Source organism: Pseudonocardia sp. ICBG1293 (assembly GCF_020131355.1).
Lineage (GTDB): Bacteria > Actinomycetota > Actinomycetes > Mycobacteriales > Pseudonocardiaceae > Pseudonocardia.
The window spans coordinates 1-18,651 of the sequence record NZ_JAHLEL010000042.1; the positions used below are offsets into that span (position 1 = coordinate 1).

Sequence of the window (18,651 nt, forward strand, 5' to 3'; positions counted from 1 at the left end):
CGGGGACGCGAAGGTCGGCAACCCCTGGAGATCACCGTCAACCGGAGCGAGGACCAGGGCACCTGGCGCTACGGCGCGGGCACCTATCACCACTTCGCGTGGAACGTGTCGGACCTGGCGAACCAGGAGGCGGTGAAGTTCGACATCGAGGGTGCGGGCTACACCGACATCTCCGAGCTCAAGGACCGCAAGTACTTCAAGAGCGTCTACGTCCGGACGCCGAGCGGGGCGCTGTTCGAGCTGGCCGTCACCCACGAGGAGGGCGGCTGGACCTGCGACGAGTCGCCGCACGAGCTGGGCACCCGGTTCCAGCTGCCGGAGCAGTTCGAGGACCGACGCGAGGAGATCTTCGCCAAGCTGGAACCGATCGAGGCCTGATGACCACCTGGGGGGACCCCGCGGCGCCGCTGGTCGTGCTCGCCCTGCACGGGCGGGGGCGCGACCCCGGCGACATGCGCGCCACCGCGGCGCGGTTCGGGGACGTGCCCGCCCGGTTCGTCGCCCCGGCGGCGCCGGGCGGCAGCTGGTACCCGAAGCCGTTCCTCGAACCGTTCGACGAGAACCGGGACGCGCTGCTGCGCGCGCTCGACGTCGTCGACGACCGGCTGGCCCGGCTGGCGGACGAGGGGGTCGGCCGGGACCGGGTGGTGCTGTGGGGGTTCTCCCAGGGCGCCTGTGTGGTCGCGCACCACCTGCTGGTGCGCGACCCACGCCCGTGCGCGGGACTGGTCGTGTTCACCGGCGGGTTCGTCGGCCCGGACCCGGTGCCCGCCCCGCCGTCGGGGTCGCTCGCGCCGACCCCGGCGGTGCTGCGGTCGATCTCGCGCGACCCGTGGGTGCCCGCGCACCGGGTCGAGGAGACCGCGGTCCTGCTGACCGGGGCGGGTGCGCGGGTGGACCTGCGGATCGACGACGGCGACGAGCACGTGGTCACCGACGAGGCGTGCGCGGCCGCGGCCGGGCTCCTGCACGCGGTGGCTGTCGGGGGTCGCCTCTAGCGTGGGGGTGTGTTCGTCGTCCACGCCCTGCACTCCCCCGCCCGCGGCGTCCTGCTGTGGGCGGAGGACGGCGAGCGGAGCCCGCGCACCGACCGCCGGTCACTGCGCACGGCGCGGCCGCACCCGTTCGCGGTGCCCTCGGACGCGCTGGCCGCGATCCACCCGGGCAAGCCGGCGTCGGTGACGGTGCTGCTGCCCTCGTACCCGTCGGGGCCGCAGGACTCCCCCGGTCTGGTCCGCTCCCGGCCGCGCACCCGCGGCCGGGGCGCGCCGACGCTGGCGCCGTGGACGGTGCCCGCGGTGGTCGTCGACCCCTCCGAGCTCACCGACCCCTCCCCCGAGGTCCGCTACGGCGCCGGCTTCACCCACCTCGCCGACCTCGCGCAGCTCGCCGAGGAGCTGGCCGCCCGCGGCCGGGTCCTGCCGGTGCTGCTCACCGAGTCCGGCCGGCCCGCGGCGCGCTGGCGCCCGGTCGTCCAGGGGCTGGACGCGGTCGCCCGCGCGGACCTCGTCCGTCGGCTGCCCCCGGTCGCGCGGGCCGAGCAGCGCCGCCCGGGCGACGTCGCGGGGCAGGACCCGGACACCCTGGTCGACGCCGCGCTGGCCCGCTTCACCGACACCGCGGTCCGCGAGCGGCTGGGGCGCAGTGCCACCATGCCGCTCCCGCTGCCCGCCCGGCCGGACGCGCCGGCGGCCCTGCTGCACGCACTGACCGGACCGTCGGCGGACCTGCCCGCGACCGGGGCCGGGCTGCAGGTGCTGCGCGAGGCGCTCACGGTGTGGGAGGACGTCGGGCGCGAGCAGCCCGGCGCCGCGACCGCCCTGTTCCGGCTCGCCGAGGTGTCCACCCTGCATGACCCGGCGGACCCCGGCCCGGACCTCGACGACCAGACCGGTGACGGCACCCGTGGGAGCTGCAGTTCGCGCTGCGTTCCACCGAGGACCCGAGCCTGGTGTTCGACGCGGCCGGCGTCTGGGCCGGGGAGGGCGACGCGCTGGTGTCCGGCGCGCAGGACGTGCTGCTGGCGGAGCTGGGCCGGGCGGCGCAGGTGCTGCCGGATCTCGTGCCCGCGCTGCGCCGGGCCCGGCCGACCGGGCTGCCGCTCGACGTCACCGGCGCGCACCGGTTCCTCACCGGGACGCGCCGGCGTTGCTGTCGGCCGGGTTCGGGGTGGCGCTGCCGCGCGGCTGGGACGGGCGCCGTCCGCTGGGGCTGCGGCTGTCGGCCTCGTCGGCCCCCGCCCCGGGGGTGATCACCCGCGGTGGCCTGGGGCGCGACGAGCTGGCGGAGTTCCGCTGGTCGCTCGCCGTCGGCGACGAGGAGCTGGGCGAGTCGGAGATCTCCGCGCTGGTGGCCGCGAAGGCGCCCCTGGTCCGGCTGCGCGGACGCTGGGTCGCCGTGGACGCCGAGGCGCTGGCGCAGGGGCTGGACTTCCTGCGCCGCCACCGGGACCGGCCGCCCACGGTCGGGGAGGTACTGGCCGCGGCCCGCGGCGACGCCCACGCCCCCCTCCCGGTGACCGACGTGTCGGCCCGTGGGGACCTGGGGGCGCTGCTGGAGGGCACCGCCGACCGCACGCTGACACCCGTTCCGGCACCGCCGGGGTTCACCGCGACGCTGCGCCCCTACCAGGAGCGCGGGGTGGCGTGGCTGGCGTTCCTGTCCTCGCTGGGGCTGGGGGCGTGTCTGGCCGACGACATGGGCCTGGGCAAGACCGTGCAGCTGCTGGCCCTGGAGGCGCACGACCGGGCCGACGGGCCGACCGGCGCGCCGTCGTTGATCGTGTGCCCGATGTCGATGGTCGGCACGTGGCAGCGGGAGGCCGCGACGTTCGCCCCCGGCCTGCGGGTGCACGCCCACCACGGCGCCTCCCGGCCGCGCGGTGCGGCCCTGCACGCCGCGCTCGACGCGGCGGACCTGGTCGTCACCACCTACGCGACCGCGACGCGCGACGCCGAGGACCTGCGGGCGTGGCGGTTCCACCGCCTCGTGCTCGACGAGGCCCAGATGATCAAGAATGCGCACGCGGCGGCGTCGCGCACGATGCGGTCGCTCGACGCGGCCCACCGGGTCGCGCTGACCGGCACGCCGATGGAGAACCGGCTGGCCGAGCTGTGGTCGGTGATGGACTTCCTCAACCCGGGGTGCTCGGGGTGCCGGAGGTGTTCCGGCAGCGGTTCGCGGTGCCGATCGAACGCCACCGCGACGCCGGGGTGGCACGGACGCTGCGCCGGATCACCCGGCCGTACCTGCTGCGGCGGGTCAAGACCGACCCCACGGTGATCGACGACCTGCCGGAGAAGATCGAGATCGTGGCCGACCACCGGCTCACCCGGGAACAGGCGTCGCTGTACCGGACCGTGGTCGACGACATGATGGAGAAGATCGAGGACAGCGACGGCATCGAGCGCCGCGGCAACGTGCTCGCGGCGATGAGCAAGCTCAAGCAGGTCTGCAACCACCCCGCGCAGCTGCTGCACGACGGGTCCCCGATGCACCGCTCGGGCGGGCGGCACCGCTCGGGCAAGGTCGCCCGCCTCGAGGAGCTCCTGGAGCCGGTGCTCGCCGCCGGGGACCGGGCGCTGCTGTTCACCCAGTACACCGAGTTCGCCGCCATGCTGCGACCGCACCTGTCGGCACGGTTCGACACCGAGGTCCTCTACCTGCACGGCGGCACCTCGAAGAAGCGGCGCGACGAGATGGTGGAGCGGTTCCAGTCCGGCGAGGGGCCGTCGCTGTTCCTGCTCTCGCTGCGCGCGGGCGGCACCGGGCTGGCCCTGACCGCGGCGAACCACGTGATCCACCTGGACCGGTGGTGGAACCCGGCGGTGGAGGACCAGGCCACCGACCGCGCGTTCCGGATCGGGCAGCGGCGCGCGGTGCAGGTGCGCCGGTTCGTGTGCCCGGGCACCGTGGAGGAGCGCATCGAGGCGCTGGTCACCGCGAAGCGGTCGCTGTCGGACATGGTGGTGACCGGCGGGGAGGACTGGCTGACGTCGCTGTCGACCTCCGAGCTGCGCGCGGTGTTCGCACTCGGCTCGGACGCGGTGGCCGATCCCGACGAGGACACAGGGGGCGGCGATGAGTGACCGGCCGTTCTGGGCGCAGGAGGACTTCACCGGCGGGCCGCCGCGCCGCGTCGAGGGCGGGATCCGGATCCACGCGACGCGGGGTGCGGTCGCCCGGACCTGGTGGTCGGCGCGGTTCCTGGCCGTGCTGGAACGCCTCGGCGTCGGCGGGCGGCTCTCGCGTGGCCGCAGCTACGCCCGGTCGGGGCAGATCGTGTCGCTCGACGTCGACGCGGGCGCGGTGGTCGCACTGGTGCAGGGCACCCGGCCGCAGCCCTACCGGGTGCGCATCGGGCTGCGGGTGTGGGACAAGACGGAGTGGCGGGGCGTGGAGCAGGCACTGGCCGCCGACGCCTGGTACACCGCGGCGCTGCTGTCGGGCACCGTGCCCCCCGAGATCGAGGAGTTGCTCGACGGCCTGGGCCTGTCGCTGTTCCCGGCCGACGTCGCCGACCTCGCACAGGACTGCTCGTGCCCGGACCACACCGTGCCGTGCAAGCACCTGGCCGCGGTGTTCTACGTGCTGGCCCAGCGGTGCGACACCGACCCGTTCACGCTGCTCACCCTGCGCGGACGCGACCGGGACACGCTGCTGGAGCGGCTGCGGTCCGAGCGCGACCGCACCGGCGGCCGATCCGCGCCGTCCGGGCCGGTGCCGCTGGCGGTCCTGCTGGACGACTTCTGGGAGGGGGCGCCCGGCTCCGCTCCCCCGCGCCCGCCGGACACCGAGCCGGGCGCGGTCCTGGACCAGGTGCCCGAGCCGTCCCTGCGGGCGAACGGCGGGCGGCTGACCGACGCGTTGCGGCCGGTGTACCGGGCGCTGGCCCATCCGGACGCGTGAAAGGTCGGGTAGACCCGACCCATGTCGGGTAAAGCTGTCGCATGGGCAGGCTCCCCGCCGATGTGCGATCCGACGTCGCCGCAGCGCGACGCCGGGCGAGTCTGACCCAACGACGACTGGGCGAACTGGTCGGCGTGAGCCGCCAGACCGTGGTGGAGATCGAGGCCGGCGGATACAACCCGTCGACGGCGGTCGCACTGCGACTGGCGGTCGCGCTGGACACCCCGGTGGAGCAGTTGTTCGCGCTGCCCGCCGCGGAGGCCGACAGGATCCGCGCCCGGCGTGACGCAGCGAAGACGGGAGGCCGGGATGCCTAGTCCGTGGACGGCCCTGCGCGAGACGCAGCGCCAGATCAGGAACGAGACCGACGAGCGCGCGGAGCTGGTGCTGCTGCGGCGCCGCTGCCTGGAGATGCAGGTGGTGGTCGTCGCGGGGGCGCTCGGCGTGGTCGTTCTACTGGGCCGCCCGCTCGGACTGCGGGATGCCTCCGGGGCGACCTGGTCCGGTGCCGTGCTCGTACTGGTACTGAGCCTTGTCGCCGTGTGGCTGGTCGCACGGGCGGTCGGTCGAGCCCTGTACGGGACACACGTGACACCCGAGCGGGAGCGAGCGGAGACGCTCCGCGCGCTGCTGCTGTTGCCGCTGCTCGTGGTGGTCGCCGGGGCTGTCCACTGGTGGGTGGGCGGCGACCTCGCCGACACCGGGCTCTACGTCGTACTGCTCGCCGTCGCCACGGGTGCCGGCCTGGGACTGCACCTGTGGTGGATCCGGAAGCCCGTCCCGAGCGAGCGATGAGCTGGAAATATGTGAGGGCCCGGTCGCCGTGGTCGAGCGACCGGGCCCTCGTCCCGAACTGACGCGCCGCTCCCACCACCAAGCGACGACCTGAAGTTAGCCTAGGCTTACCTGCGTCGTCAAGCGCGGCGCGCGGTCCGGGAGGACTCAGCCGGTCACGGCCCGGGCCCGCGCCGGATCGAGCCGGCCGGTCGCCCCGGCGTGCCGCTCGAACCAGATCGTCGTCAGCGGCGGGATGCTGGCGAGCAGACCGATCACGACGGTGCGCAGGTCCCAGCGGAACAGCCGGGCGGTCCACAGCGTGACGACCACGTAGGCGACGAACAGCGCCCCGTGGATCGGCCCCATGACCTGCACCCCGAGCTCGGAGGTGGCCAGGATCCACTTGACGAACATGCCGATCAGCAGGCCGGTCCAGGACAGCGCCTCGGCGATCGCCACGGCGCGGAAGACCTTGGCGACGAGTGACGGGTCGTTCATGACGGGTGCTTCCTCCAGGCGGACGGGACGTCGTCGTCCACTCTGCCGCATCCCGCACACCACCTTCTACCGGGTGTCGAACAACACGGCGGGCGATGAGTCGGCGTCCTGCCGACGGTCGGAGCAGACGGGGCCCCGCGATCGCAGGGCCCCGACCGACCGGAGGTAGCCCGTGCCCGATCTCGTTCCGACCGCCCGCGCCGTGGCCGACATCGTCGTGGGAGTCCGCGACGACCAGCTCCACGACCCGACGCCCTGCGACGGCATGACCGTCGCCGCGCTGCTGGACCACCTGCACGGTCTGGCGTGGGCGTTCCGGGTCGCGGCGGAGAAGTCCCCCGAGGCCGCCGGTACCGCGCCGAGCGCCGACGCCGGCAATCTCGTCGGGGACTGGCGGACCGCGATCCCGGCCCGGCTCACCGCGCTGGCGCAGGCGTGGCGCGAACCGGCCGCCTGGGAGGGCTTCACCGCGGCGGGCGGTCTGGACCTGCCCGCCGACGTCGCCGGGGTCATCGCCCTCGACGAGCTGGTCCTGCACGGCTGGGACCTCGCCGTGGCCACCGGCCGCCCGTTCACCCCCGACGACGAGGCCGTCGCCGCCGTACTGGAGTTCACCACCGCGATGTCCGCACCCGGCCAGGAGGCGTCGCGGGAGGGTCTGTTCGGGCCGGTGGTCCCGGTCCCGGCCGATGCGCCGCCGTTCCACCGGGCGCTGGGCAACAGCGGCCGCGACCCGCGCCGGAGCCCCGACGCGGGGTAGCGTCGACCGACGTGGTGACGTCCCCGCACGGCAAGGTCCGCATCGGCGTCGGCTCGGTGGGGCTGCAGGCCACCGACCCCGGGTCGGAGTTCGACGAGTTCGTGGACGCGCTCGAGCGCGCCCGGATCGACTCCCTGTGGCTGCCCGACCTGGTCTCCGCCCCCGGTGTCGACGCGATGGTCGGCACCACCTGGGCGGCGGCCCGCACCCGCACGCTCAAGGTCGGCACCGGTGTCACGATCCTGCCCGGTCGCAACCCGATGCTGCTGGCGGCCGAGCTCGCGTCGCTGGCGGTGCTGGCACCGAAACGGATCCTGCCCGCGTTCGGCATCCGTGCCGCGACGCCGTCGGAGCGCCAGCTGTTCCCGGTGCCCGGCAGCCGGGCCGCGGTGTTCGAGGAGTCCCTGGTGGTCCTGCGACGGCTGCTGTCCGAGGACTCGGTGACCCACCACGGCGAGTTCTTCACCCTCGACGACGCGACGGTCGCACCGCGCCCGGCCCGGCCGCCGGACCTGTGGCTGGGGGGACGCGCGGAGGTCGGGCTGCGCCGGGTCGGGCGGTTCGCCGACGGCTGGCTGGGCAGCTTCCTCACCCCCGACGAGTCCGCCCGCGCGCGTACCGTGATCGAGGGCGCGGCCCGCGACGCAGGCCGCGCGATCGACGACGACCACTACGGCACCAACATCACCGTCGTCCTGCCGGGCGACGGGGCCGGCGTCGCGGCCGAGCGCGCGCTGCACCGTGCCGCCCAGCAACGGCCCGACGCCGACCCCGAGCAGCTGGTGGCCCGCGGGTGGGACGGCGCCGCCGAGCAGATCCGCAGGCACGTCGCGGGCGGTCTGACCAAGTTCGTCGTGCGACCGGCCGCGCCGGCGCGGGACTGGGCCCGGTTCCTCGACCAGTTCGTCGCCGAGCTGGGCCCGCTGGAGTCGGGCTGAGCGACCCCGGCGCGGTGACCGATCACCTACGGTGAGTGAGTGGTCGCCTCCCCGCACGGCACGGTCCGCATCGGTCTCGGCCTCGTCGAGGCCCGCGACCTGCCCACCTTCGCCGACGAGTTCGACGAGCTGCTCGACGCCCTCGACGCGTCCGCGGTCGACTCGCTGTGGCTGGCCGACATCGCGTCGACGTCGGTCGTCGACCCCCTCGTCGGCAGCGCCTGGACGGCGGCCCGCACCCGCACGCTCAAGGTCGGCACCAGCCTCACGGTGCTGCCCGGGCGCAACCCGATGCTGCTGGCCGCCGAGCTTGCGTCGCTGGCGGTGCTCGCGCCCGGGCGGATCCTGCCGGTGTTCGGGCTGCAGGCGGCCCGGCCCCGCGACCGGCAGCTGTACCCGGTGCCGGGCCGGCGTGCCGCGGTGTTCGAGGAGTCCCTGGTCGTGCTGCGCAGGCTGCTCATCGAGGACTCGGTCACCCACCACGGCGAGTTCGTCACCCTCGACGACGCCACGGTCCTGCCCCGTCCGGCCGCCCCGCCCGACCTGTGGGTGGGCGGGCGCGCCGACGCCGGGCTGCGGCGTGCCGGGCGCCTCGCCGACGGCTGGCTCGCCAGCTTCCTCACCCCTACCGAGACCGCCCGGGCCCGCGGGATCATCGAGACCGCCGCCCGCGACGCGGGCCGCGCGATCGACGACGACCACTACGGCACCAACCTGTGGGTCGCCCCACCCGGCGCGGACCTCGCCCGGGCCCGGGCGCTGGCCGGCGCACAGCGTCCGGACGCGGACTGGCGCGACATCGTCGGCGTCGGCTGGGACGGCGTCGCCGAGCTGGCCCGCCGGCACGCCGACGGCGGCCTGACCAAGTTCGTCGTCCGCCCGACCGGGCCGGTGGCGGACTGGCCGGCGTTCCTCGACCGGTTCACCGCCGCGCTCGGTCCGCTGCAGTCCGGCTGAGCGGCCCGGGGCGCGGGCGCTCAGCGGGTGGTCGAGATACCCCCGTCGACCGGGAGTACCGCGCCGGTCACGTACGCCCCGGCCGCCCCGGCCAGGAACAGGGTGGCCCCCACGACGTCCGAGGGCTTCCCCAGGCGCCCGAGCGGGGCCGAGTCGGCGATCGCGTCACCGGCCGCCTCCAGCGTGGCGCGCATCATCCGCGACGGGAACGGCCCGGGGGCGATCGCGTTCACGGTGACGGCGCGACCGGCGAGGTCGCGGGCCAGGACCCGGGTCAGCTGGTGCACCCCCGCCTTGCTCGCCGAGTAGCTGTAGTTCGGCAGCTCCGGCACCCGCAGCCCGTCGATGCTGCCGATGTTGATCACGCGGGCCGGGTCGTCGGCGGACCCGGCGGCCTCCAGCAACGGCAGGAACGCCCGGGTCAGGAAGAACGGCGCCTTCAGGTTGAGGTCGAGCACCTTGTCCCAGGCGTGCGCCGGGAACTCCTCCAGCGGCGCACCCCAGGTCGCGCCCGCGTTGTTGACGAGCAGGTGCACCCGGTCCTCGTGCTCCCCCACCTCGGTGGCCAGGCGGACGCACTCGTCCTCCGAGGAGAGGTCCGCGGCGATGCCGGTGCCACCGATCTCGGCGGCGGTCCCGGCGCAGGCGTCGGCCTTGCGGCTGGACACGTACACGCGCGCCCCGGCCTCGGCGAGACCGCCCGCGATCATGCGGCCGATGCCGCTGGTGCCGCCGGTGACCACGGCGACCCTGCCGCGGACGTCGAACAGATCTGTGATCATGACGCACGCTAACCGGAGAGCTGGCACGCTCGCAGCCATGACCCGTTCCCGCGACCGCGACGACCGGGGCCGTGCCCGCAACGCCCGCCCCCGCGACGCCGCCGGACGTCCGCTCCCGCACGGCGCACCCGGCGTCGAGCGGGTGCCCGAGGACCTGACGCTGTCCCCCGACGACGCCGTCTCCGAGGCCCAGCGTCTGCTCGACTCGGGCCTGCCCTTCCACGCCCACGAGGTCCTCGAGGGCGCGTGGAAGGACGCGGGGGACGACACCCGCGAGCTGTGGCGGGCGCTGGCCCAGCTGGCCGTCGGGCTGACCCACGCCCAGCGCGGGAACGCCCGGGGCAGCGTCGCGCTGCTGCGCCGCGGCGTGGAGGGGGTGCGGCTGTGGCGGGTGCTCGACGTCGCCGCACCCGCCGGACTGGACCTGGCGGGCCTGGTCGCCCACGCCGAGACCCTCGCCGACGACGTCGAACGGGACGGCCCCGGCGTCGTCACCGCGGCGCGGCTCGCGCCCCGGCTGCGGCAGGACTGAGGCTGCGGGCGCCGGGGAGTCCGACGCCACCCCGCGACGTCCGTGACTCCGGCCCGGCCCCCGGGCCACCATGGGCCCGTGCCCACCCCGCCCGTGTCCCGCTCCGCGCACTGACGGTGCCCGCCCGTCCCCCCTCCCGGTCCTGGCCACGCGCGCTGCTGCGCGAGGCCCGGTCGCTCCCCACCCTGCTGCTGCTCGCGCTGGTCGCCGTCGTCGGCGTCCCGCTGGTGATCATGCTGACGCCGGAGAACCACGTGCAGGTCTTCGGCCAGGACGTCGGCGTCGGCGCCCGGGTACCGCCCCTGTCGCTGTCCGGCCCCGCCCAGATCGCCCAGCTCGGCAACGCCGAGTTCGACCTGACGACCGTGCAGGTGTGGGGCCCGATCCGGCCACGGCTGTCGATCGGCCCGCTGACCCGGCCCGCCGACAACGGCCCGGTGCTGGGCCCGCACACCGTCGACGGCGCCGGCGACGCGGTCCGCGACCTCGGTGAGGGCTTCGTGACCTGGTACCTGTGGGGTGCCACGGGGATCGTGCTGGTCGCACTGCTGGGCAGCGGTCTGATGGCGACGGCCCGGCTGCTGCTGGCGTTGCGCCGGGCCCGCACCCGCCGGTACCGGCCGGTGCACTGGGACGACCTGGCCGGGCCGATCGGGCGGATGACGGTGGTGGCGGTGGCGGCGTCGGTGCTGCTGTGGGCGGGCGCCGGGGTGGCCGCGCTGCACGGCACCCTCACCGGCCTGGGGCGGGTCACCTCGCTCACCGACCTGGTCGGGGCGGCGACGGTGACCCCGTCGCCGGTCGGGCCCGCGGTCACCGGAGTCACGGGCGCGGTGATCGGGGACTCCCGCGCGGCCCGGATCGGCGGCCCGCCGCTGCGCCGCGACGACGGCACCGTCACCCCCGAGGACCGGGCCTGCGGGCGCAGCACCGACTCCACCGCCGCCGAGCTGGCCCGGCTGCGCGGCGAGGAGGTGCTGAACCTCGCCTGTGCCGGGGCGGGCGTGGCGACCGGGCTCCGCGGACCGCAGCTGCGCGAGGGAGTCACCGTCGATCCGCAGGTCGGACGGCTCAAGCAGGTCCGGGACCTGCAGTGGGTGGTCGTCGCGGTCGGCCCGAACGACCTGGCCTGGTCGGACTTCCTGCTGTACTGCTACGGCCTCGCGACCTGCGACGACCGGCTCTCCGACGGCGAGTTCGAGTCCCGGCTGGCCGGGTTCGCCCGTGACGTCGGGGCCCTGTTCACCGACCTCGACACGCTGCCGGGACGTCCTCGTGTGGTGGTCGCGCTGTCCTACGACCCGTTCCCGGCCCGGTTCGACCCGACGTGCACCGACATGCGCGGACCGGTCGGCACCCCCGGCCTGGACCAGGCCAAGCTCGACCTGCTCGCCGAGCGCAACCGCAGGCTCAACGACGTGCTGACCGACGGCGCCGCCCGCGTCGGGTTCTCCGTCGCCGCACCGAGCCTGGCCCCGCTGTGCGACCCGGACCGCGACCGGATGCCGCCGGACATCATGGGCCTCGCCACCCCGGACCCCTTCCACCCCACCGCGATCGGGTCGCTGCGCATGGCCGCCTCCGCCGCCGCGGCGCTCGCGTCCGACCGCCCCACCGGCACGCCCTGACCCACGACCAGCGCACTCCCCGCCCCGGGGCGGCGTTCCGGGCCACGGGGGTCCCGGGAGCACCCCGACGCCGGGGCACCGGGGCGGCGGCGGTCGGGCGCCAGGGCGGCGGGGCGAGGCGCGCGGCGGCGGTCAGGCGTCGGCGTCGCGCAGTACGCGCAGCGCGTTGCGGTGGGCGAGCTTCGCCAGGTCCTCGGCGCTCCACCCGCGGTCGGCGAGCGCGTCGAGCAGCCGCGGGTAGGTGGAGACGTCGGAGAGCTCGTCGGGCAGCTCGGCGGTGCCGTCGAAGTCGCCCCCGATGCCGACGTGGTCGACCCCCGCGGCCTCGCGCAGGTGCTCGACGTGGGCGACGACGTCGGCCAGGGTCGCGCGCGGGGCGGGCGGGCCGTCCCAGGACGACGCGAAGCGGGTGCGGGCGTCGAGGTCGCGGTGGTCCGCCCCGGCGGCGGCCATGGCCTCGCGCAGCCGGCCGTCCCAGGCGGTGACCTCGCCGGAGACGAAGCGCGGCACGAACGTCGCCATCGCGACGCCACCGTTGCCGGGCAGCGCCGCCAGCACGTCGTCGGGCACGTTGCGCGGGTGGTCGGTGACGGTGCGGGCGCCGGAGTGGGTGAACAGCACCGGCCGGGTGGTGACGGCCAGGGCGTCGTGCATCGTCGTCGGCGCGACGTGCGAGAGGTCGACGATCATGCCGATCCGGTTCATCTCGGCGACGACCTCGCGCCCGAACTCCGAGAGCCCCCCGTGGCGGGGTGTGTCGGTGGCCGAGTCGGCCCAGTTGTTGTTCAGGTTGTGGGTCAGCGTCAGGTAGCGCACCCCGAGCCCGCGCAGGATCCGCAGCACGGCGAGGGAGTCGGCGATGCAGTGCCCGCCCTCGGCCCCCATCAGGGAGGCGACCCGCCCGGACGCGACGACGGCGTCGACGTCGTCGGCGGTGTCGGCCGCGCCCAGGCCGTCCGGGTGGGCGGCGAGCAGCCGCCGCACCCGGTCGACCTGGTCCAGCACCGCGGTGACGGCCTCGTCGTGGCCCAGCTCGCCGGGCACGTAGACCGACCAGAATTGGGCGCCGACCCCGCCGGCCCGCAGCCGCGGGAGATCGGTGTGCAGCCGCGGGTCCCCGGCGGCGACGTCCGGCTCCCGGGCCGGGTCGCCGCCGGAGAGCTCGCGCAGCGCCCAGGGCAGGTCGTTGTGTCCGTCGAGTACGTAGACCATGCCCCGGAGCCTGCCAGGGCTCAGTACCGGATGACGCCGCGGATGTTCTTGCCCGCGTGCATGTCCTCGTAGGCCGTCGCCACCTGGTCCAGGGTGTAGGTGCTGGTGACCAGCTCGTCGAGCTTGAGCGCACCGGCCCGGTAGAGCTCCAGCTGGCGCAGGATGTCCCAGTTCGGGTTGGACATGCCGAACATCGCGCCCTGGATGCGCTTCTGGAACAGAGTGACGTCGGCCAGCGACACCGGCAGCGGCTCGGTGGAGTTGATGTCGCCGAGCGCGGTGACGACCACGGTGCCCGCCTTGCGGATCGAGGCCATCGCCTGCCCGATGTGGTCGGGCTTCACCACGCCGACGGTGACGACGGTCTGGTCGGCGCCCTGACCGTTGGTGAACTGCTTGGCGATCTCGGTGGCCTCCTCCATCGTCTCCACCGCGTGGGTGGCGCCGAGCTCCTGGGCCTTCTCCCGCTTCAGCGCGACCGGGTCGACGGCGATGATGTTCGCCGCGCCGGCGTGCAGGGCTCCCTGCACGGCGTTGATGCCGATGCCGCCGATGCCCATGACGATGGTGGTGTGGCCGGGCTGCACCCCGCCGGCGTTGACCGCGGAGCCCCAGCCGGTGCCGACGCCGCAGCCGACCAGGCAGGCGACCTCCAGCGGGATGTCGTCGGGGACCTTCACGCAGGAGTCCTCGGAGACCAGGGTGGTCTCGCAGAAGGTCGAGATGCCGCACATCTGGCCGACCGGGGTGCCGTCGTCGGCCAGGCGCAGCCGGGTGGTGGGCTCCTCCCAGCGGGTGCCGGCGAGCAGCCCGGCGCCGAGGTCGCACAGGTTCTGCATGCCGCTGGCGCACCAGCGACAGTGCCCGCAGGACGGCAGGAACGAGAAGACGACGTGGTCGCCCTCCTTGAGTCCCTTCTTGTTCGCGCCGGCCCGGGTGACGATGCCGGAGCCCTCGTGACCGCCGGCGAAGGGGTAGGTGCCGACCGGGATGTCGCCGGTGGCGATGTGGTCGTCGGAGTGGCACAGGCCCGACGCCACCATCCTGACCTCGATCTCGCCGGGACGCGGGTCGTCGATCTCCAGGTCGACGACCTCGTACTTGCCCGGTGCGCTGCGGACGATTGCTCCACGGGTGTGTCCCACGGTGGTTCTCCTCGGACCTCGTCGTCTCAGGGGGATGCGCACGCGACGATATGAGCCCGGTCACTCCAGGGGAAGTGCCACACGCAGATCGCGGGACACCGTTCGCCTGTAGACCGAGTCGCTAACGGGGCATCCGACGCCAGACGGCGCGGGGCAGCAGCCGCAGCCCGAGGAACAGCAGCCGCAGGGTGCCGGGCACCCAGACGTCGGCGTTGCCCCGCCCGCGCCGGACCGCGCGGACCGTCGCGTCGGCGACCTGCGCGGGTGTCGACGACAGCGGCGCCGGGCTCATCCCCTCGGTCATCCGGCCGACGACGAACCCCGGGCGGATCAGCACCAGCCGCACCCCGGTCCCGTGCAGCGCGTCGGCCAGGCCGGAGGCGAACCCGTCGAGCCCGGCCTTGGCGCTGCCGTAGACGTAGTTGGCGCGCCGTACCCGCACGCCGGCCACCGAGGAGTAGACGACCAGCGTCCCGCTCCCCTGCGCGCGCAGCACCTGTGCCAGCTCGGTGAGCAGGTGCACCTGGGCGAGGTAGTCGGTGTGCACGATCGCGGCGGCGTGCGCGGCGTCGGTCTCGGCGCGGGCCTGGTCGCCGAGGATCCCGAACGCCACCACGGCGACGTCGATCCGGCCGTGCCGCGCGGTCACGTCGTCGAGCAGCGGGCGGTGGCCTGCGAGGTCGTCGGCGTCGAAGGCGACCGTGTCCACCGCGGCGCCCGCGGCCCGGACCCGGGCCGCCTCGGCGCTCAACGCCTCCGGACGACGGGCGGCCAGCACGACCGTGCCGGCGTCCGTGGCGAGCCGCTCGGCGACCTCCAGCCCGATCTCGCTGCGACCACCCAGGACCAGGACCGTCCGCTCCGCACCACCCACGTGGTGCAGCCTCCCACCCGGCGGCGGACCATCCTCGTCATGGGGTGGGACGGGGAAGCCGGTGCGGTGTACGACTCGGTGCTCGACGCGGTCGGGGCCACCCCGCTGGTCCGGCTGCGCCGCCTCGTGCCCGAGGGGGCCGCCCAGGTCTGGGTGAAGACCGAGTGGACCAACCCGGGCGGCTCGGTCAAGGACCGGGCCGCGCTGGCGATGGTCCTCGACGCCGAGGAGTCCGGGGCGCTGCGACCGGGCGGCACGATCGTCGAGGGCACCTCGGGCAACACCGGCATCGGCCTGGCGATGGTGGCGGCGGCCCGCGGCTACCGGGCGGTGTTCGTGGTGCCCGACCGCACCACCGCCGAGAAGCAGGCGCTGCTGCGGGCCTACGGCGCCGAGGTCGTCGCCACGCCGGGGCTGGTCCCCCAGGACGACCCGCGCCACGTGCGACGGCTGGCCGGCCGGATCGCCGCCGGGACCCCCGGTGGCTGGCTCGCCGACCAGTACGACAACCCGGCCAACCCGGCGGTGCACGAGCGCACGACCGGCCCGGAGGTCTGGGCCCAGACCGGCGGCCGGGTCACCCACCTCGTCGCGGGGGTGGGCACCGGCGGCACCCTGACCGGCGCCGGGAGGTACCTGCGCCGTCACGGCGTGACCGTCGTCGCGGCCGCCCCGTGGACCTCCCGCTACGGCGGTGGCGACGGCAGCCCGTACTACGTCGAGGCCGTCGGCCACTACCTGCACCCGCTGACCGGCACCGACACCTGGCCCCAGGTGTACGACCCGGCGGTGCACGACCGCGTCGAGCGGATCGGCGACGGGGAGTCGCTGCGCACGGTCCGCGCGCTCGCGCGGTCCGAGGGGCTGCTCGTCGGGGGCTCGTCGGGGACCGCGGTGGCCGCGGCGCTGCGCGTGGCCACCGCGGCCGGGCCGGACGCGCTGGTGGTCGCGGTGCTGCCGGACTCCGGACGGATCTACCTGTCGAAGTACTTCGACGACGACTGGCTGACCCGGCTCGGGTTCCTCGACGCCGTCACCGGACCCCGGGTGCGCGACACGGTCGGTCCGTACCCACCGGGCCTGCTCGTCGCGCCGGCCACGACGACCGTCGGCGCGCTGCTCGCGAGAGCGGACCGGGTCGGGCCCGGCGGTGCGGTCCCGGTGGTGCTGCCCCGCGACACCGACGCCGCGACCTGGTCGGCACCGGACGTGATCGGGACCGTCCGGCCCGGCGCCCTGGTGGGGCTGCGGCCCGACGAGCGGATCGGCGCGCACGCCGGTCCGCCGCCCGCGACCGTCGGCCACGGGGAGTCCACCGTGGCGGCCCTCGCGCGCCTCGACGCCGACGCCGTCGGTCCGCACGACCCCGTCCTGGTCCTGGTCGACGGCCGTGCGGTCACCCAGGTGCGCCGCGACCGGCTCGACTGAGGGTGGTGTGGGTCCGCTCACACCGGACCGGGCGGGGATGGGCGGGAGCGGCGCGGTCGTTGTGTGCTGTCACGGGGCGCGCCCGCCGCGTCCGGGAAGGGGACCGCCGTGGACCTCCTGCTGCACCACGGACTGACCGCGTTCGGGCAGTTCGTGTCGTGGGCCGAGCTCGTCGGGCAGATCGGCGCCATCGCCGTGGTCTTCCTGGCCCGCCGGCGCAGTCTCGCGACCTGGCCGGTGCAGATGGCGGCCTGCGTGCTGCTGTTCACCGTCTACGCCTCGGCGCACCTGGGCGGGCTCGCGTTCCGGCAGGTCATCGTGCTCGCGATCTCGGTGTTCGGGCTCCTGGCGTGGCTGCGCAGGCGCGACCCGGTCTACGGCCTCGCGGTGCGCCGGGCCGGCACCGCGCAGCGGCTCGGGCTGGCCGGCCTGCTCGTCGGCGGCACGGTCGTGATGGCGCTGGTCCTCGACGCGCTCGACGCCAGCTGGGCACCCTGGCCCGATGCCGCGATCTTCGTCGGCACGGCGGTCGCGTTCCTGGCCCAGGGTCTGCGGTTCATCGAGTTCTGGGCGATCTGGTTGCTGGTCGACGCCGTCGGGGTGCCGCTGCAGCTGGCCTCGGGGCTGTGGTTCTCCGCCGCGGTCTACGTCGTGTTCGCCGGGCTGGTCGTGCACGGGTGGTGGAGCTGGGCGCGGGCACGGCGCACCGTGGCGGCCGCGCAGCGGGAGCCGTCGCGGACGGGCTGAGCCGCCGCGCGATACTGCCCGGATGAGCACGTCCCCCGTCCGCCGCGCCGCCGTCCTCGGGTCCCCGGTCGCCCACTCGCTCTCCCCCGCGCTGCACAACGCCGCCTACACCGCGCTCGGGCTGACCGGCTGGCACTACGGCCGGCACGAGGTCGACGAGGCCGGTCTGGCCGGGTTCGTCGCCGGGCTGGGGCCGGAGTGGGCCGGGCTGTCGCTGACGATGCCGCTCAAGCGGGTGCTGCTCGCGGTCGCCGACCACGTCGCGCCGGGGGCGGCCGCGATCGGCGCGGGCAACACCCTGGTCTTCGAGAGCACCGGCACGACCGCGCACAACACCGACGTCACCGGCATCGTCCGCTCGCTGCGCGCCGCCGGTGCCGGCGACGGGCGCGCCGTCGTACTCGGCGCGGGCGGGACGGCGCAGGCCGCCGTCGCAGCGCTGCACGACATGGAGGTCGACGCCGTCGACGTGCTGGTCCGCGACGCCGGGCGGGCCACGGACCTGCGCGGGACCGCCGAGCGCCTCGGTACCGAGGTGTCGGTGCACGCGGTGCTCACCGACCCGCCCGCCGCGGCCCGGCTGCTCGAGGGCGCCGACGCGGTCGTCTCGACGCTCCCGGCGGGGGCAGCCGACGCACTGGCCGGCGCGCGCTGGCAGCCGGGGACCGTGCTGCTCGACGCCGTCTACGCGCCGTGGCCGACGGCCGTCGCGGGCGGTGCGGCGGCGGCCGGGGCGCGGATCGTGTCCGGCCTGGAGATGCTGCTGCAGCAGGCGGTCGCCCAGGTCGAGCTCATGACCGGGCGCCCGGGCCCGGAGGCCGCGATGCGCGAGGCGCTCGACGCGGCCGTGCTCGCCCGCAGCTGAGTCCCCCCCCCCCGCATCCCGCACCCCGCCCGGCCGGCGGTGGGGATCAGGCCGGGGTGCGGGCCGCGGGCCCCCGCGCGACACGACGGCGCGCCGGCGCCCACGGGGTCCTGCCCCACGGCGTGGCCACCAAGGCCCAGGTCATGAACAGGAACGCCGCGATGTTCAGCGCGGCGCCGGTGACCAGCGCCCCGCCGACCGGGCTCGCGGTCTCCCCCGCCGCGAACGCCACGACGCTCTCCTCCACCCACACCCCCACCGCGAGGGTGCTCCACACGATCACCGCGACAGTCAGCACCAGCTTCACCAGCACCCACCAGTGGCGGGTCAGCCCCCACGGGCTCGCGACCGCGACGACCACCCCGGTGACCAGCGCCGCGAACGCCAGCGGGATGACCAGCCACCAGTCGACGACGTCGACGAACCGGTAGGCGGCGGCCGCGGTGGCCGGGTCCGCGCCCAGCGCGACCCCGGCGAGCACGACGTTCGCCGCACCCGCACCCATCCACCCCACCGACACCGCGACGTGCAGGAAGACCAGCAGCTGCCGCACCCGTTTCCGCACCCGCGCCATGGGCCGAGAATAAGGTACCTGATAGA

General features: G+C 75.4%; 21 protein-coding genes and 2 pseudogenes. 16 read left to right on the plus strand and 7 right to left on the minus strand.

The features are described from left to right. Window positions 1–378 (plus strand): annotated as a pseudogene (locus KPF47_RS19670) (VOC family protein); the annotation flags it as partial. Further along, the gene (locus KPF47_RS19675) at window positions 378–998 is read left to right on the plus strand and encodes an alpha/beta hydrolase (protein WP_224388571.1); all 621 of its coding nucleotides are present in this window, start codon (window positions 378–380) and stop codon (window positions 996–998) included. The pseudogene KPF47_RS19670 and the gene KPF47_RS19675, both read left to right, overlap by 1 nt. Before the next feature lie 99 nt (window positions 999–1,097). Here KPF47_RS19675 and KPF47_RS40240 read toward each other — a convergent pair whose 3' ends face one another. Beyond that, on the minus strand, window positions 1,098–1,853 hold the full coding sequence (locus KPF47_RS40240) for a hypothetical protein (protein ID WP_308015435.1): 756 nt from the start codon (window positions 1,851–1,853) through the stop codon (window positions 1,098–1,100). 98 nt (window positions 1,854–1,951) lie between these two features. On the opposite strand from KPF47_RS40240, the gene KPF47_RS40245 reads away from it, so the two are divergent. The 6 genes and pseudogenes from KPF47_RS40245 (at window position 1,952) to KPF47_RS19695 (ending at window position 5,703) form a co-directional block, all read left to right on the plus strand. Continuing rightward, the gene (locus KPF47_RS40245; protein ID WP_308015436.1) at window positions 1,952–2,251 is read left to right on the plus strand and encodes a hypothetical protein; all 300 of its coding nucleotides are present in this window, start codon (window positions 1,952–1,954) and stop codon (window positions 2,249–2,251) included. Beyond that, window positions 2,170–3,407: pseudogene (locus tag KPF47_RS40250) on the plus strand (DEAD/DEAH box helicase); the annotation flags it as partial. The gene KPF47_RS40245 and the pseudogene KPF47_RS40250, both read left to right, overlap by 82 nt. A gap of 84 nt (window positions 3,408–3,491) precedes the next feature. Further along, window positions 3,492–4,088, plus strand: a complete 597-nt coding sequence (locus KPF47_RS40255; protein ID WP_308015438.1) for a C-terminal helicase domain-containing protein — start codon at window positions 3,492–3,494, stop codon at window positions 4,086–4,088. After that, complete coding sequence (locus KPF47_RS19685) at window positions 4,081–4,908, plus strand: SWIM zinc finger family protein (RefSeq protein WP_224388567.1); 828 nt, start codon at window positions 4,081–4,083, stop codon at window positions 4,906–4,908. Before KPF47_RS40255 ends, KPF47_RS19685 begins: the two co-directional genes overlap by 8 nt. A 41-nt stretch (window positions 4,909–4,949) precedes the next feature. Further along, a complete protein-coding gene (locus KPF47_RS19690) occupies window positions 4,950–5,225 on the plus strand; it encodes a helix-turn-helix transcriptional regulator (protein ID WP_224388565.1) in 276 nt (91 codons plus the stop codon). Next, entirely contained in the window at window positions 5,218–5,703 is a 486-nt protein-coding gene (locus tag KPF47_RS19695; protein WP_224388563.1) for a hypothetical protein, read from the plus strand. The genes KPF47_RS19690 and KPF47_RS19695 overlap by 8 nt, the downstream gene beginning before the upstream one ends. Before the next feature lie 147 nt (window positions 5,704–5,850). Here KPF47_RS19695 and KPF47_RS19700 read toward each other — a convergent pair whose 3' ends face one another. Continuing rightward, window positions 5,851–6,183, minus strand: a complete 333-nt coding sequence (locus KPF47_RS19700) for a DUF3817 domain-containing protein (RefSeq protein ID WP_224388561.1) — start codon at window positions 6,181–6,183, stop codon at window positions 5,851–5,853. A gap of 172 nt (window positions 6,184–6,355) precedes the next feature. On the opposite strand from KPF47_RS19700, the gene KPF47_RS19705 reads away from it, so the two are divergent. The 3 genes from KPF47_RS19705 to KPF47_RS19715 are packed head-to-tail and all read left to right on the plus strand — an operon-like array spanning window position 6,356 to window position 8,838. Beyond that, window positions 6,356–6,943, plus strand: coding sequence for a TIGR03086 family metal-binding protein (locus KPF47_RS19705; RefSeq protein ID WP_224388559.1), 588 nt, complete (start codon window positions 6,356–6,358; stop codon window positions 6,941–6,943). A gap of 11 nt (window positions 6,944–6,954) precedes the next feature. Further along, window positions 6,955–7,881 (plus strand): TIGR03854 family LLM class F420-dependent oxidoreductase, encoded by a 927-nt coding sequence (locus tag KPF47_RS19710; RefSeq protein WP_224390208.1) that lies wholly within the window; start codon window positions 6,955–6,957, stop codon window positions 7,879–7,881. Between the two features lie 39 nt (window positions 7,882–7,920). Continuing rightward, window positions 7,921–8,838, plus strand: a complete 918-nt coding sequence (locus KPF47_RS19715; protein ID WP_224390209.1) for a TIGR03854 family LLM class F420-dependent oxidoreductase — start codon at window positions 7,921–7,923, stop codon at window positions 8,836–8,838. Window positions 8,839–8,858: 20 nt separating this feature from the next. Here the strand turns inward: KPF47_RS19715 and KPF47_RS19720 are convergent, their stop codons facing one another. Then, window positions 8,859–9,620, minus strand: coding sequence for an SDR family oxidoreductase (locus tag KPF47_RS19720; protein ID WP_255660073.1), 762 nt, complete (start codon window positions 9,618–9,620; stop codon window positions 8,859–8,861). Window positions 9,621–9,657: 37 nt separating this feature from the next. Between KPF47_RS19720 and KPF47_RS19725 the strand changes: the two genes are divergently transcribed. Then, window positions 9,658–10,152 carry a DUF309 domain-containing protein gene (locus KPF47_RS19725; RefSeq protein WP_224390210.1) on the plus strand — a complete coding sequence of 165 codons (495 nt, stop codon included), beginning with the start codon at window positions 9,658–9,660 and terminating at the stop codon, window positions 10,150–10,152. A gap of 116 nt (window positions 10,153–10,268) precedes the next feature. Beyond that, window positions 10,269–11,780 (plus strand): GDSL-type esterase/lipase family protein, encoded by a 1,512-nt coding sequence (locus KPF47_RS40260; RefSeq protein WP_224390211.1) that lies wholly within the window; start codon window positions 10,269–10,271, stop codon window positions 11,778–11,780. Window positions 11,781–11,912: 132 nt separating this feature from the next. Here KPF47_RS40260 and KPF47_RS19735 read toward each other — a convergent pair whose 3' ends face one another. From KPF47_RS19735 to KPF47_RS19745, 3 genes are all read right to left on the minus strand, one after another. After that, window positions 11,913–12,992 (minus strand): dipeptidase, encoded by a 1,080-nt coding sequence (locus KPF47_RS19735; RefSeq protein WP_224390212.1) that lies wholly within the window; start codon window positions 12,990–12,992, stop codon window positions 11,913–11,915. A gap of 20 nt (window positions 12,993–13,012) precedes the next feature. Beyond that, window positions 13,013–14,137, minus strand: coding sequence for an NDMA-dependent alcohol dehydrogenase (locus tag KPF47_RS19740; protein WP_224390213.1), 1,125 nt, complete (start codon window positions 14,135–14,137; stop codon window positions 13,013–13,015). 121 nt (window positions 14,138–14,258) lie between these two features. Continuing rightward, window positions 14,259–15,011, minus strand: coding sequence for an SDR family NAD(P)-dependent oxidoreductase (locus KPF47_RS19745; RefSeq protein ID WP_224390214.1), 753 nt, complete (start codon window positions 15,009–15,011; stop codon window positions 14,259–14,261). On the opposite strand from KPF47_RS19745, the gene KPF47_RS19750 reads away from it, so the two are divergent. The 3 genes from KPF47_RS19750 (at window position 15,012) to KPF47_RS19760 (ending at window position 18,051) form a co-directional block, all read left to right on the plus strand. Continuing rightward, window positions 15,012–16,439, plus strand: coding sequence for a PLP-dependent cysteine synthase family protein (locus KPF47_RS19750; RefSeq protein WP_224390215.1), 1,428 nt, complete (start codon window positions 15,012–15,014; stop codon window positions 16,437–16,439). A gap of 108 nt (window positions 16,440–16,547) precedes the next feature. Beyond that, window positions 16,548–17,186, plus strand: a complete 639-nt coding sequence (locus KPF47_RS19755) for a nicotinamide mononucleotide transporter family protein (protein ID WP_224390216.1) — start codon at window positions 16,548–16,550, stop codon at window positions 17,184–17,186. 22 nt (window positions 17,187–17,208) lie between these two features. Next, window positions 17,209–18,051, plus strand: a complete 843-nt coding sequence (locus KPF47_RS19760; protein ID WP_224390217.1) for a shikimate dehydrogenase — start codon at window positions 17,209–17,211, stop codon at window positions 18,049–18,051. Between the two features lie 46 nt (window positions 18,052–18,097). Here the strand turns inward: KPF47_RS19760 and KPF47_RS19765 are convergent, their stop codons facing one another. Beyond that, window positions 18,098–18,625: a DUF2269 family protein gene (locus tag KPF47_RS19765; RefSeq protein WP_224390218.1), complete on the minus strand. Its 528-nt coding sequence runs from the start codon at window positions 18,623–18,625 to the stop codon at window positions 18,098–18,100. Between the last annotated feature and the right edge of the window lie 26 nt (window positions 18,626–18,651).

What these genes read in the sequence shown, in the direction of transcription:
- KPF47_RS19675 (WP_224388571.1), top strand. Translation starts at nt 378, where the DNA reads ATGACCACCTGGGGGGACCCCGCGGCGCCGCTGGTCGTGCTCGCCCTG.
- KPF47_RS40240 (WP_308015435.1), bottom strand. Translation starts at nt 1,853, where the DNA reads ATGCAGGGTGGACACCTCGGCGAGCCGGAACAGGGCGGTCGCGGCGCC.
- KPF47_RS40255 (WP_308015438.1), top strand. Translation starts at nt 3,492, where the DNA reads ATGCACCGCTCGGGCGGGCGGCACCGCTCGGGCAAGGTCGCCCGCCTC.
- KPF47_RS19685 (WP_224388567.1), top strand. Translation starts at nt 4,081, where the DNA reads ATGAGTGACCGGCCGTTCTGGGCGCAGGAGGACTTCACCGGCGGGCCG.
- KPF47_RS19690 (WP_224388565.1), top strand. Translation starts at nt 4,950, where the DNA reads ATGGGCAGGCTCCCCGCCGATGTGCGATCCGACGTCGCCGCAGCGCGA.
- KPF47_RS19695 (WP_224388563.1), top strand. Translation starts at nt 5,218, where the DNA reads ATGCCTAGTCCGTGGACGGCCCTGCGCGAGACGCAGCGCCAGATCAGG.
- KPF47_RS19700 (WP_224388561.1), bottom strand. Translation starts at nt 6,183, where the DNA reads ATGAACGACCCGTCACTCGTCGCCAAGGTCTTCCGCGCCGTGGCGATC.
- KPF47_RS19720 (WP_255660073.1), bottom strand. Translation starts at nt 9,620, where the DNA reads ATGATCACAGATCTGTTCGACGTCCGCGGCAGGGTCGCCGTGGTCACC.
- KPF47_RS19725 (WP_224390210.1), top strand. Translation starts at nt 9,658, where the DNA reads ATGACCCGTTCCCGCGACCGCGACGACCGGGGCCGTGCCCGCAACGCC.
- KPF47_RS19735 (WP_224390212.1), bottom strand. Translation starts at nt 12,992, where the DNA reads ATGGTCTACGTACTCGACGGACACAACGACCTGCCCTGGGCGCTGCGC.
- KPF47_RS19760 (WP_224390217.1), top strand. Translation starts at nt 17,209, where the DNA reads ATGAGCACGTCCCCCGTCCGCCGCGCCGCCGTCCTCGGGTCCCCGGTC.
- KPF47_RS19765 (WP_224390218.1), bottom strand. Translation starts at nt 18,625, where the DNA reads ATGGCGCGGGTGCGGAAACGGGTGCGGCAGCTGCTGGTCTTCCTGCAC.